The organism is Variovorax sp. GW531-E2, from assembly GCF_059423125.1.
Genome location: NZ_JBWKXQ010000001.1, coordinates 111,137 through 122,848 on the forward strand (window position 1 = coordinate 111,137; position 11,712 = coordinate 122,848).

Sequence of the window (11,712 nt, forward strand, 5' to 3'; positions counted from 1 at the left end):
CGGCGCGAGGCGTTCGGCCCGGCACCATGACGACCATCTACATCGACGAAAGCGGCCACAGCGGCGACATGGTCGACAGTGGCACGGGCTACGACTTCAAGCGGCAACCCTACTTTGCATTGGCGGGCGTCGGGCTGCAAGACGAGGAGGAGTGGGATGCGCGCCTCCGGGCGTTGCGCGATCGCCATCGCATTCCCTCGGGCGAACCCGGTGCCCGATCGCTGGCCTCCAGGCCGGAGTTCTCCGCGGCCGTGATCCACGCCTTGCTCGACCGGCGGGCCCCGCTGTTCGTCGAGCTGGTCGACAAGCGCTACTTCCTCTGCACCTGCATCACGTCGTTCCAGCTGCTGCCGTCCTGCCTTGGCTACCCCGAGTCGATGCGGCTGGACTTCCTCAGGAACGCCGTCTCGGATTTCCTGCACGCCCATGCCGATGCGCAGGTGCTCGACAGCTTCGTCGCGTCCTGCCTGACGCCGGAGGCTGGAACACTTCACGCATCGTTTGCCAGCCTGCGCGACCTGGCCACGCACACCGCTGAGGAGGAGGAAGAGGCCGCGGCGCAGGTCGCCAAGGGGTTCGGCCGCATCGTCGAAGCGGCGAACACCGAGTACCACGCGCTGAGCGAGGCCCAGCACCAGCCCTGGCTGGAGTTTCTTCCGCCGCCCGAGCTCAACACGTCGTCGACGCAGGCCTGGACGCTGCCGAACCTGACGTCGTTCATGCGCATCTACGCGCGGATCCATCTCTACTACCGGCACTGCCTGGCCGATGTCCGGCTGGTGCATGACCAGAATTTCGAGGTGCAGCGCATCCTGGGCCAGGGGAAGGCCGCCGCCGAAGGACCGGAGAGTGCGATGGCGCTGCTGTGCACGCCCCCGTCCGACCACCGCTTCGAGGACGTGGCCGCCCTCGATTTCAGGCAGTCGCACGAAGCGGCGGGCGTGCAGATGGCCGAGGTGGTGGCGGGCGCCACGATGCGGTTTTTTCGTGACCTGCACGCAGGCACAGGCGTGTGCCCCGCGCTGCGCGAGGCCATGGTGCGGCTGATCTCCGAAGGCGACGAGCGCACGGGGTACGGCCTCAAGCAGGTGGTGCCGACCCGCCAGGTTCGCATCGGTGCCGAAGAGGCGTGGGCCTGAGCGGACGATCGCGTCTCGTCGACCGCCGACGCGGAACCTTCGGGCGAGCAGGGCCTCCTATCTGGCTTCTCCGCTTCTTTCCCCCCGTTTCGCCCGATGAATGAAATCCGCAATGCCGCCGCCGAGCTCGCTCTTTTTCGCCGCCGCGTGGTGGTGGTCGGTTGCGCGGTGCTGTTCGGATTCGGACTGATCGGCGCGCGGCTGGTCTACCTGCAGGTGGTGCGCCATGAAACGCTGGCGGACCGGGCCGAGAGCAATCGCACCGCGATCGTTCCCGTGGTTCCCAACCGCGGGCAGATCCTGGACCGCAACGGCGTGGTGCTGGCGTCCAACTACGCGGCCTACACGCTGGAGATCACGCCGTCGAAGGTGGGCGACATGGCCACGGTCATCGACGAGCTGGGCGAGCTGCTCGAAGTGACGCCCAGGGACCGCCGCCGCTTCCAGCGCCTGCGCGAGGATTCGCGCAGCTTCGACTCCCTGCCCATCCGCACCCGCCTGAGCGACGAAGAGGTGGCGCGGTTCGCGGCGCAGCGCTACCGCTTCCCCGGCGTGGAAATCCGGGCGCGGCTGTTTCGCACCTACCCGCACGGCGAGGTGGGCGCGCACGTGATCGGCTACATCGGCCGCATCAACCAGCGCGAGAAGACCGCGATGGACGACTGGGAAGAAGACGAGCGCGCCAACTACCGGGGCACCGACTACATCGGCAAGGTCGGCATCGAGCAGAGCTACGAAAAGGCGCTGCACGGCCAGACCGGCGTGGAGCAGATGGAAACCTCGGCCGGCGGACACGCGGTGCGCCGCCTGTCGCGCCACCCCGCCAGGCCGGGCCAGACGGTGATGCTGTCGCTCGACATCAAGCTGCAGAAGCTCGTGGAAGACATGTTCGGCGAGCGCCGGGGCGCGCTCGTGGCCATCGACCCGAAGACCGGCGAGGTGCTGGCCTTCGTGAGCAAGCCCACCTTCGATCCCAACCTGTTCGTCGAGGGCATCGACACCGAGAACTGGAAGGCGCTGACCGAGTCGCCCGACAACCCGCTGCTGAACCGCGCGCTGCGCGGCACCTACCCGCCGGGCTCCACCTACAAGCCCTTCATGGCGATGGCGGCGCTGCAGACCGGCAAGCGCAGCGCGGACAAGGTGGAGAACGACCCGGGCTTCTACAACTTCGGCGGGCGCACCTTCCGCAGCCACCGGGGTGGGCTGGGCGGTGTCGACATGCACCGCGCCATCCAGTTTTCAAGCAACACGTACTTCTATTCGCTGGCCGCCGAGATGGGCGTCGACCTGATCCACGACTTCATGGCGCCCCTGGGCTTCGGGCAGTTCACCGGCATCGACCTGCAGGGCGAGTCGCGCGGCGTGCTGCCCAGCAGGGCGTGGAAGCGCGCGGCCTACCGGCGCGCCGACATGAAGACCTGGCACCCGGGCGAGACGATTTCACTGGGCATCGGCCAGGGTTACAACAGCTTCACGATGCTGCAGCTGGCCTCGGCCAACGCCACGCTGGCCAACGGCGGCGTGCGCTACCAGCCGCACCTGGTGCGGGCCATCCGCGACACGTCGACCGGCGAGGTGGTGCGGCAGGTCCAGCCACCGGCCCAGGACCTGGGCTATGCGCGCAAGCACGTCGAGGTGGTGCGCGACGCGATGGTGGCGGTCACCAAGGGCGGCACCGGCACGCGCGTGTTCGCGGGCGCAGCGTACACCTCGGCCGGCAAGACCGGTACCTCGCAGGCCGTGGGCCTGAGCCCGAAGGCGCGCGCGAGCGGCAAGGCCCTGGAGGCGCGCCAGCGCGACCACGCGCTGTACATGGCGTTCGCCCCGGCCGAAGACCCGACCATCGCGGTGGCCGCGATCGTCGAGAACGCGGGCTTCGGCGCGGCGCACGCGGCGCCGATCGTCCGGCGGGTGTTCGACTACTGGATTGCGGGGCAGTACCCCAACGACGCCGACATGGCGGCGGTCCAGGTGGGGAAGGCCGGCGCGCCCATCGGCCAACCGCTGGTGGCCAGCGAGGTGCCGGTGCTGGACGATGGTGTGCAGGGGGATGAGGCTGGGGTGCTTTGAGGGGGCGGGGCGGATGCGCCCCCTTGCGGATGGCAAGCCACCACGCCGGCTGCAGCTCGCACGCGGCCGGGCGAGAATCTCCTGATCCCCAGTCCGCCTTCTCCCTCGACCCGATCTTCGAACGCCCGTGACCTCCACCGACCTCCAGGGCTTCATCCTCACGCGCCACTGGCGTGATGCACCGACCGGCACGGAGATCGAGTACTGGCTGGCCACCGAGGCAGGGCCGAGGAAAGTGGTGCTGACCTCCCGCAGCAGCATCGCTTTCGTCGCCGCCCGGCACAGGGCAGCGGTGGAAGTCCACCTCGCGGCCATGTCGGGCGTGCAGCTGCGTGAGCTGGAACTCCAGAATTTCCAGCAGGAAGCCGTGCTCGGCGTCTATGCGACGCACTTTCGCCAGATCGGCCGGTTGGCGCGCGCCCTGCAGGCGCAGGGCATCCCCTTGCTCGAAGCCGACGTGCGCCCGCACGACCGCTACCTGATGGAGCGCTTCATCACCGCCGGTGTGCGGGTGGAAGGCGGGCGCGCCGAGGGCGCCACGCTGGTCGACTGCAAGCTCAGCCCAGCGCCCGAATTCCGGCCGGTACTCAAGGTCGTGTCGCTGGACATCGAGACGAGCCAGCATGAAGGGCTCTACTCCATTGCGCTGGACGGCACGCCGGAGCGCATCGTCTTCATGCTCGGCGAGCCGCCGCCCGAGCCGGGCGACCCCATGGACTTCGCGCTCGTCTACTGCCCGACCCGCAAGGCGATGATCGAGCAGCTCAACGACTGGTTCGAGCGCAACGACCCCGACGTCCTCATCGGCTGGAACGTGGTCCAGTTCGACCTGCGCGTGCTGCAGAAGACCGCCAACGACTGCGGCGTGCCGCTGCTGCTGGGGCGGGAGCGCCGGCCCATCGAGTGGCGCACGCATCCGGGCAAGCAGGGCTACCTGTTCGCGCCCGCGCCGGGGCGGATCGTCCTCGATGGCATCGAGGCGCTCCGGGCCGCGGTGTGGAGCTTTCCGTCGTTCAGCCTCGAGAACGTCTCGCAGACGCTGCTGGGCGAAGGCAAGGCCATCGGCGACGAGTACGACAAGATGGCGGAGATCGAGCGGCGCTACCAGCACGACAAGCCCGCGCTCGCGCTGTACAACATCCGCGACTGCGAGCTGGTCCTGCGCATCTTCGAGAAGGCGAAGCTGCTGCAGTTCATGATGGAGCGTGCCCAGGTCACCGGCCTGCAGGCCGATCACTTCGGCGGCTCCATTGCCGCATTCAGCCACCACTACCTGCCGCGGATGCATCGCCTGGGCTACGTGGCGCCGAACGTGGGCGAGATTGCGAGCAAGGCCTATCCGGGCGGCTACGTGATGGACTCGAAGCCGGGCTTCTACGACTCGGTCGTGGTGCTGGACTACAAGAGCCTCTACCCCTCGATCATCCGCACCTTCCTGGTCGATCCGGTGGGCCTCGTCGAGGGCTCGAACGCGAGCGATCCGACCGGGCTCATCCACGGACCGCAGGAGACCGTCTTCTCGCGCGACAGGCACTGCCTGCCGCAGATCGTGACCACGCTCTGGCACGCGCGGGACGAAGCCAAGCGGGCGAAGAACGAGCCGCTGTCGCAGGCGCTGAAGCTGCTCATGAACTCCTTCGCCGGCGTGCTGGGCGCGTCCGAGTGCCGGTTCTTCAACCCGAAGCTGGTGTCCGCCGTGACCCTGCGCGGGCACGAGATGATGAAGCTCACGCGCGAGTTCGTGGAGCAGCGGGGCTACGAGGCGATCTATGGCGACACCGACTCGATCTTCATCTGGCTCCGGCGCACCCACACCAACGAGGAGGCGCATGCCGTCGCGGCCCGCCTGGCGGGCGACATCAACGACTGGTGGGCGCGCACGCTGCGCGAGGAGCAGGGCCTGGAGAGCTTTCTCGAGATCGAGGTCGACACCCACTACAAGAAGTTCTTCATGCCCACCATCCGCGGCTCGGAGGTCGGCAGCAAGAAGCGCTATGCCGGCCTCAGCGTGGATGCCGCGGGCAAGGAGGAGATGGTGTACCGCGGCCTCGAGATGGCGCGCAGCGACTGGACCCCGCTGGCGCGCCAGTTCCAGGAGGGCCTGCTGTCGCGCATCTTCCAGGGCGAGCCCTACAAGGCCTTCGTGACCGACTATGCGAAGGCGACGCTGGCGGGCGCCAAGGACGACCTGCTCATCTACCGCAAGCGCCTGCGCCACCGGCTCGACGACTACCTGGTCAACGTGCCGCCGCAGGTGCGGGCCGCGCGCATCGCCGACGAGCACAACGTCCGGGTCGGCCGGACCCAGCAGTACCAGAAGGGCGGCTGGATCCAGTATGTCATGACCCGCAACGGGCCGGAGCCGCTGGAAACCCGCCATTCGCGCATCGACTACGAGCACTACCTCACCCGGCAGCTGCAGCCGATCGCCGATGCCATTCTTCAGCCCATGGGAGACAGCTTCGCGGCCTTGACGACGTCGCAGCGCGAGCTCTTCGAGCCAGGATCGCCGTGAAGCGACCGCAGGATCAGGTGCCGGGTCGCGGGTCCTTGTCCGTGATGGACAGGTCGACCGGCACCCGCGTCTCGTGCCGGAGGTTTCCGGGCATCTCGAACACCACCGTGAGGTGCCCCTTGACGCGCTCGAAGGGCTTGTCCACCTTCACGTAGAAGCCTCGCTGGCTGCTCAGGGCGTTGTCGTAGGTCCAGAGCGCAAAGTCCTGCAGCGACGGCGCACCGCCGTCGTCCTTCAGGCGCAGCTTTTCGTTCTTCTCGTTCGTCAGCGCGTAGTCCTTGATCCGGTAGGTGGCAGCGTCGGCGATGTCGTCGTTCGTGTTGACGATGTGGCCGTTGCGCTTGTATTCGTCGACCTTGGCCTTGGGCAGTGGGTAGTAGGTCAGCACGTCGAACGTGCTCGCCGGTTTTTTCCGGATCAGGGTCTGGTCGGAATTGATGACCATCACGTGCGCACCGAGTTGCGCGAGCAGCGCCCGCGCCTGGTCCGGGGTGTACGGCTGGCGCGGTGCGGCGTGGGCCTGGGAAGCGGGCAGGGCGAACAGGGTGGACAGGACCAGCGGCAGCAGTTTCTTCATCGGGGAGCCCGTGCGGGATGAATGGCGGATGCCGGCCATTAGGCCATGGCAGCGTCATGCTCCCGGTGCACTCCTAGTCGTCGTCGCGCACCCGGTACTGCCCCATCAGCGTGCGCTGCACGGTCGGCGGCACGGCCTCGTAGTGCGACAACGCGATGGTGTAGCGCCCCTGGCCGCTGGTCATCGCATTGAGGCGCGACTGGTAGTTGGCCAGCTCGACCTCGGGCACCTGTCCGCCGATGGCCACCGTGCCGGCGCCCAGGCCCGAGGTGCCGGTGACCAGGCCGCGCCGCGCCGACAGGTCGCTCGTGACGTCGCCCACGGCATGCTCGGGCACGGCGATCTCGATCTGCACGATCGGCTCGAGCACGGCCGGTTGCGCCTCGCGGATCGCCGCCATGAAGGCCTTGCGGCCGGCGGTCGCGAAGGCGATGTCCTTGCTGTCCACGCTGTGGTGCTTGCCGTCGTACACCACCACGCGCACGTCGACCACGGGGTAGCCGGCGATCGCGCCGTACGCCAGCACCTCGCGCACGCCTTTCTCGACCGCGGGGATGAACTGGTTCGGAATGGCGCCGCCCCGGACCTCGTCGGCGAACTCGAACCCCGCGCCGCGCGCCAGCGGCTCGATGCGAAGGAAGACTTCGGCGAACTGGCCGGCGCCGCCGGTCTGCTTCTTGTGGCGATGATGGCCCTCGGCCGGCGCGGTCACGGTCTCGCGGTAGGCGATGCGTGGCGGCCGCGTCTGGACCTCGAAGCGGTACACCTCGCGCAGGCGCTCGAGCACGAGGCGCAGGTGCAGCTCGCCGAGGCCGTAGAGCACCGTCTCGTTGGTCGCGGCCACATGCTCGATGCGCAGGCACGGGTCTTCGGCCGCGAGCTTGCCGAGGATTTCCCAGGCGCGCTGCTCGTCGCCGTGGCGCTTGGGCTCCACGGCCAGGCCGTACACGGGCACCGGGAACGGCAGCGGCGCGAGGTGCACATGGCTGTCTTCGGCCGCATCGTGCAGCACGGCATCGAAATGGATCTCGTCGACCTTGGCCACCGCCACGATGTCGCCCGGCACCGCGTGCGACACCTCGACGTGGTCCTTGCCCTGAAGCATGAACAGGTGCCCGACCTTGAACGGCTTGCGGCCGTCGCCGATGTAGAGAAGGCTGTCGCGCGTGACCGTGCCCTGGTGCACGCGAAAGATGCCCATCTTGCCGACATAGGGGTCGATGGTGACCTTGAACACATGCGCCAGCACGTGCAGCGACGGGTCAGGCCGGGCCTGCATGGGCTGGGCCTGCGCGCCTTCGCCGACGAGGAACTCCGGCGGGTTGGCCTCGGTCGGGTCGGGCAGGAGCTTGACGATCACGTCCAGCAGCTCGGCCACGCCGGCACCGCTGCGCGACGAGGTGAAGCACACCGGGATCAGGTGGCCTTCGCGCAGCGCCTGCTCGAGCGGCGCGTGCAGCTCGGACGGGTCCACGTCGCCTTCCTCGAGGTAGCGGTCGACAAACGCCGCATCGACCTCGACCACCTGTTCCACCAGCGCGCGGTGCGCCGCTTCGACGGGGCCGAAGTCGGAGCGTCCGAAGCGGTTGAAGAAGCAGTCGATCACCTGCCTGTTGACCCCGTCGGGCACGTTCAGCGGCAGGCATTCGCGGCCGAAGGTGGCCTGGATGTCGGCCAGCAGGCCCGACAGCGAGACGCCCTGCGAGTCGATCTTGTTGACGACGATCACGCGGGCGAGGTGGCGCGAGGCCGCGTACTCCATCATGCGCACCGCCATCGGTTCGATGCCGGTGGCGGCATTGATGACCACCGCCACCGTCTCGACCGCCTCCAGCGCCGGCAGGCTCTGGCCGAGAAAGTCGGGGCCGCCGGGCGTGTCGATGAGGTGGATGCGTGTGGCGGCGTGCGTGAGGTGCATCACCGAGGCGTTGAGCGAATGCAGCATGCGGCGCTCGAGCGGGTCGTGGTCGCTGACGGTGCTGCCGCGCTCGACGCTGCCGCACGCCCCAACGGCGCCCGCCTTGAACAACAGGGCCTCGGCCAGGGAGGTCTTGCCGGCGGCCGCCGCGCCCACCAGCGCCAGCGTTCGCACTGCTTCCATTTCGGCCGCGAGGCCGTTCGATCGGCTTGGCATGGCGGGACTCCTTTGCGCGTCCGCAAGGCCGGCCCGGCGGCCCGCAAGGGCTCGGGTGCTGCGCATCGACGCCGGGCCAGCGTACGGGATTGACCGTGCCGATGCAAGCCGGGGAGGGCGCGCCGGTCGGCCGCTCAGGGCTCCTGCGGCGCGGTGCCTTCGGATGGCGGCCGGTCGGCGGGCAGCCTGCCCAGCCGCGACGAGGTCGCGCGCTCCGTGCGGATCTTGCGCAACGTGTTCGTCAACGCCTGCGGGCTCGTGTTGAGCTGCCTCGCCGCCTTGGCCGGACGCATGCCCTCGACCAGCACCAGCCGCGCGGCGGCGAGGGAGGGGGTGGCCTGCAGGTGCAGCAGCTCGGCCACCTGCCAGAACTCGGCCGAGGTGAAGGTGCCGAGATCCGGCGGCAACGAGCGCGAAGGGACGGCCTGGCGTTTCTCGAAAACGCAGTGGGGCGCCGGGTCCATCTGCCCGACCCGCGCGATCAGGGCCTCGAGGTAGGCCTGCGTGGCGGGGGTGTTGGAAACCCAGTTCGAATGGATGACCAGCTTCGTCCCGTCGTCGGGGAACGTGTGCTCCCAGCTGACCCTCAACTCCGTCATGGCTGACTGCGGAACGAGCGCATCGTGGGGCGGCTCGTTTCCATGTGATTTTTTTGCATTCGTGCAGTATGTCGCGACAACTCGCGCATTCTTTTGTCGATGTCGCCAGTGTGACCGATGAAGGTGGGTTTTATCCCGGGTTTTCGGTGTAGGCGAATGGAAAGACGGGCCGCCTCGCGACGATGTGGCACGAGAGGCCCACCGGCCGCCGGAGGCGAGCCAAGAAGGGCGCACGAACACGCGCCGCGCGCGGCCGGCGCGACGAGGGTCGTCTTCCTTGCGGTCTGTCCGCCCTAGGCCGATGCGGCCGATGGCTGGGCGGATGCGGCCTGCGGTTGTTCCTGCGGGGTGTGGACCGGCGCGGGGGGCCCGCAGTCGTCCGGCATCTTGCGCGAGGTGCCTCTCACGAGGTGGCGTGGCACGTGGTGTGTCTTGATGAAAAGCGCCAGCGCCTCGCTGCGCGCGGGCTCGGAGACCGGTAGAAACATGTGCAAAGCGCTCATGGTGTCGTTCCGTCGATGCCAGGCAGGAAGGCGGCGCACCCGCTTGTGCCGGGTGGCTGGCGACCCCTGGCATGGCCGCCCGGCGAGCATTATGAGCGTCTGGATCAACCCCGTTGGCGCTGATGTTTTCAGGCGCTCGGCAGCGCCAGAATGCTTGCTTGTCAACAGGAGCACACCCATGGGCCACACCGCAACGATCGTCTCCACCGACGTCAATTTCAACCACCGCATCCAGGTCGGCAAGTTCCAGCTCGTGGCGGACGAGCCGGCGTCGCTGGGCGGGCAGGGCGCGGGGCCGGCGCCCTATGACTACTACCTGGCCGCGCTGTCCGCCTGCACCGCGATCACGCTGCGGATGTACGCCCAGCGCAAGGGGTGGGAGCTCGGCGAGTTCAAGGCCGAGCTGAGCTTCACGAAAGACGCGGACGGCAAGGCGCACATCCACCGCGTGCTGCACGCCAGCGCACCGCTGACCGATGCGCAGTGGAGCCGGCTGCTCGAGGTGGTGGCCAACACGCCCGTCACCAAGACGATGCGCGAAGGCGCCGAGATCACGAGCGAGCGTGGGGTGGCGGCGGCCTGATCCGGGCCGCAGGCGCGGCGCCGCTCAGCGCCGAGAGATCACGCGAACCACCGGTTCGCTGTGCACGCGAAAACCCATGCGTTCATAGATGCGCCGCGCACCCGCGTTGCCCTGCATCACATGCAGCACCGGCACTTCGCCGCGCTGCATTTGCTGCGCCACCAGGCGCGTGACGAGCCGCTTCGCATAGCCCTTGCCCTGGGCATCGGGGTGCGTGCAGACACCGCTGATCTCGCGCAGCGTGCTGGCGGCCATGCGTTCGCCGGCCATCGCCACGAGACGGCCGTTGTCGTCGAAGCAGCCGAAGTACTCGCCGAGTTCGATGGTCCGCGTGGAGAAGGGCCCGGGGCGCGTGAGGGCGGCGAGGGCGAGCACCTGTTCGACATCTGTCGCGCCCAGCCGAACGACATCAGGAAGCGTGTCGGCCACGGGCACAGGCGCGTCCCAGATCATCTTGACGATGACCGATTCCATGTCGACCTGCCAGGTGGACGGCGCGGGGCCCGACCAGCCGATGGCATAGAAGTGCTCGTCCGGCGTGCAGTAGGGCAGCAGCGCGTCGAGGTCGGGGTGCAGTGCGTCGGCAAAACCGACGATGGGGGAGAAGCCTGTGGCGTAGCGGCGTGCGGTCGATGTGCCGGCGGCAAAAGACGCATGCGGGCCCGAGAGGGCATGCCAAGTGAGGTTGGTGAGGAGGTCTGTCATGGGAAGGATTCTTGCGGTCTGACAGGGACCGTTTTGCGCCGACCGTTGTTGTGGGAGCGGCGCCTCCTCGTCGGTGACGAGGAGGTGTGTCGCGTCGCACGGCGAGGGCAACCTCGCCGGCGTCAGCGACTCAGTGCATCAGCACTTCATGGCCGTGGCTTGTGCGGCGAAGGCGTCGGAAGCAGCCTTGCATGCAGCGCCGAGTTGGGCGGCGTTGGCGCCGTAGCTGGCCCAGGTGGCCTTGGTCTGCTCGAGGCTGGACTTCAGGGCGTCGGCGGCGGCGCCGCTTTGCTTGCCCACGCAGGCACTCACCTTGTCCAGGTATTCCTGGCATTCCTTGGGCACGTCGGCCGATGCCGTCGTGGTGGCAGCGGGCGCGGCAGCAGCCGGTGCGCTGGCGGCCGGTGCGGGTGCCGGCGTGGCCGGTGCGGTGGCAGCAGGTGCTGCGGGAGCGGCCGGCGCTGCGGGCGTGGACTCTTGCTTCGAGCAAGCGGTGATGGCGGCAGCCACGAAGATGAGTGCGAGCAGTTTGTTCATTTTTTCTTACATGAGCGAGTTGGATGATGTGCCACGCCTCGTGTCCTCCGGCGCGCAGTGCGCACACCAGGAACGCAAGATTCGGGGCCGGAACAGTATCACCGCGCCCTGTGCAACAGACCCCCGCGAAGGCAGGAATCGGGGGTCTGCAGATGCTCCAAAAACGTAACAATCATCTTGAATCGTTAAATATTGCCGGGTTAAGCATTCGAAGGTGCGCAGGCGTACGCAGGGGGCGCGATGGCCCGTCTAACCGGGTGCTCGACCGGCCTCGCATCTGCAAGCGGATGTTGTTGATTCTTTCGAATTACATCGAAGCGACGAGGCCGCGCGAAGTTTCCTGAAGG

Annotated in this window: 10 protein-coding genes; 4 read left to right on the forward strand and 6 right to left on the reverse strand. The window is 68.2% G+C overall.

Features of this window, described 5'->3' with window-relative positions:
* Nucleotides 1-26: 26 nt before the first annotated feature.
* The 3 genes from AC07XP_RS00485 to AC07XP_RS00495 all read left to right on the forward strand — a co-directional run bounded on the left by AC07XP_RS00485 (nucleotide 27) and on the right by AC07XP_RS00495 (nucleotide 5,727).
* Nucleotides 27-1,139 (forward strand): DUF3800 domain-containing protein, encoded by a 1,113-nt coding sequence (locus AC07XP_RS00485; RefSeq protein ID WP_495263454.1) that lies wholly within the window; start codon nucleotides 27-29, stop codon nucleotides 1,137-1,139.
* 96 nt (nucleotides 1,140-1,235) lie between these two features.
* The gene (gene mrdA / locus AC07XP_RS00490; RefSeq protein WP_495263455.1) at nucleotides 1,236-3,212 is read left to right on the forward strand and encodes a penicillin-binding protein 2; all 1,977 of its coding nucleotides are present in this window, start codon (nucleotides 1,236-1,238) and stop codon (nucleotides 3,210-3,212) included.
* A 127-nt stretch (nucleotides 3,213-3,339) separates the two neighbouring features.
* The gene (locus AC07XP_RS00495) at nucleotides 3,340-5,727 is read left to right on the forward strand and encodes a DNA polymerase II (RefSeq protein ID WP_495263456.1); all 2,388 of its coding nucleotides are present in this window, start codon (nucleotides 3,340-3,342) and stop codon (nucleotides 5,725-5,727) included.
* A 13-nt stretch (nucleotides 5,728-5,740) separates the two neighbouring features.
* Here the strand turns inward: AC07XP_RS00495 and AC07XP_RS00500 are convergent, their stop codons facing one another.
* The 4 genes from AC07XP_RS00500 to AC07XP_RS00515 all read right to left on the reverse strand — a co-directional run bounded on the left by AC07XP_RS00500 (nucleotide 5,741) and on the right by AC07XP_RS00515 (nucleotide 9,540).
* A complete protein-coding gene (locus AC07XP_RS00500; protein WP_495263457.1) occupies nucleotides 5,741-6,304 on the reverse strand; it encodes a hypothetical protein in 564 nt (187 codons plus the stop codon).
* A gap of 73 nt (nucleotides 6,305-6,377) precedes the next feature.
* Nucleotides 6,378-8,438 carry an elongation factor G gene (fusA, locus tag AC07XP_RS00505; protein ID WP_495263458.1) on the reverse strand — a complete coding sequence of 687 codons (2,061 nt, stop codon included), beginning with the start codon at nucleotides 8,436-8,438 and terminating at the stop codon, nucleotides 6,378-6,380.
* Nucleotides 8,439-8,572: 134 nt separating this feature from the next.
* The gene (locus tag AC07XP_RS00510; RefSeq protein WP_307585351.1) at nucleotides 8,573-9,037 is read right to left on the reverse strand and encodes a hypothetical protein; all 465 of its coding nucleotides are present in this window, start codon (nucleotides 9,035-9,037) and stop codon (nucleotides 8,573-8,575) included.
* 293 nt (nucleotides 9,038-9,330) lie between these two features.
* Nucleotides 9,331-9,540, reverse strand: a complete 210-nt coding sequence (locus AC07XP_RS00515) for a hypothetical protein (RefSeq protein ID WP_495263459.1) — start codon at nucleotides 9,538-9,540, stop codon at nucleotides 9,331-9,333.
* A gap of 178 nt (nucleotides 9,541-9,718) precedes the next feature.
* Here AC07XP_RS00515 and AC07XP_RS00520 point away from each other — a divergent pair, with 178 nt between their 5' ends.
* Nucleotides 9,719-10,123, forward strand: a complete 405-nt coding sequence (locus AC07XP_RS00520; protein WP_307693297.1) for an OsmC family protein — start codon at nucleotides 9,719-9,721, stop codon at nucleotides 10,121-10,123.
* Nucleotides 10,124-10,147: 24 nt separating this feature from the next.
* On the opposite strand, the gene AC07XP_RS00525 is transcribed toward AC07XP_RS00520, so the two are convergent.
* Entirely contained in the window at nucleotides 10,148-10,828 is a 681-nt protein-coding gene (locus AC07XP_RS00525) for a GNAT family N-acetyltransferase (RefSeq protein ID WP_495263460.1), read from the reverse strand.
* 138 nt (nucleotides 10,829-10,966) lie between these two features.
* On the reverse strand, nucleotides 10,967-11,365 hold the full coding sequence (locus AC07XP_RS00530; RefSeq protein ID WP_095745880.1) for a hypothetical protein: 399 nt from the start codon (nucleotides 11,363-11,365) through the stop codon (nucleotides 10,967-10,969).
* Nucleotides 11,366-11,712 lie beyond the last annotated feature (347 nt).

What these genes read in the sequence shown, in the direction of transcription:
- AC07XP_RS00500 (WP_495263457.1), bottom strand. Translation starts at nt 6,304, where the DNA reads ATGAAGAAACTGCTGCCGCTGGTCCTGTCCACCCTGTTCGCCCTGCCC.
- mrdA (WP_495263455.1), top strand. Translation starts at nt 1,236, where the DNA reads ATGAATGAAATCCGCAATGCCGCCGCCGAGCTCGCTCTTTTTCGCCGC.
- AC07XP_RS00525 (WP_495263460.1), bottom strand. Translation starts at nt 10,828, where the DNA reads ATGACAGACCTCCTCACCAACCTCACTTGGCATGCCCTCTCGGGCCCG.
- AC07XP_RS00520 (WP_307693297.1), top strand. Translation starts at nt 9,719, where the DNA reads ATGGGCCACACCGCAACGATCGTCTCCACCGACGTCAATTTCAACCAC.
- AC07XP_RS00510 (WP_307585351.1), bottom strand. Translation starts at nt 9,037, where the DNA reads ATGACGGAGTTGAGGGTCAGCTGGGAGCACACGTTCCCCGACGACGGG.
- AC07XP_RS00530 (WP_095745880.1), bottom strand. Translation starts at nt 11,365, where the DNA reads ATGAACAAACTGCTCGCACTCATCTTCGTGGCTGCCGCCATCACCGCT.
- AC07XP_RS00485 (WP_495263454.1), top strand. Translation starts at nt 27, where the DNA reads ATGACGACCATCTACATCGACGAAAGCGGCCACAGCGGCGACATGGTC.
- fusA (WP_495263458.1), bottom strand. Translation starts at nt 8,438, where the DNA reads ATGCCAAGCCGATCGAACGGCCTCGCGGCCGAAATGGAAGCAGTGCGA.
- AC07XP_RS00515 (WP_495263459.1), bottom strand. Translation starts at nt 9,540, where the DNA reads ATGAGCGCTTTGCACATGTTTCTACCGGTCTCCGAGCCCGCGCGCAGC.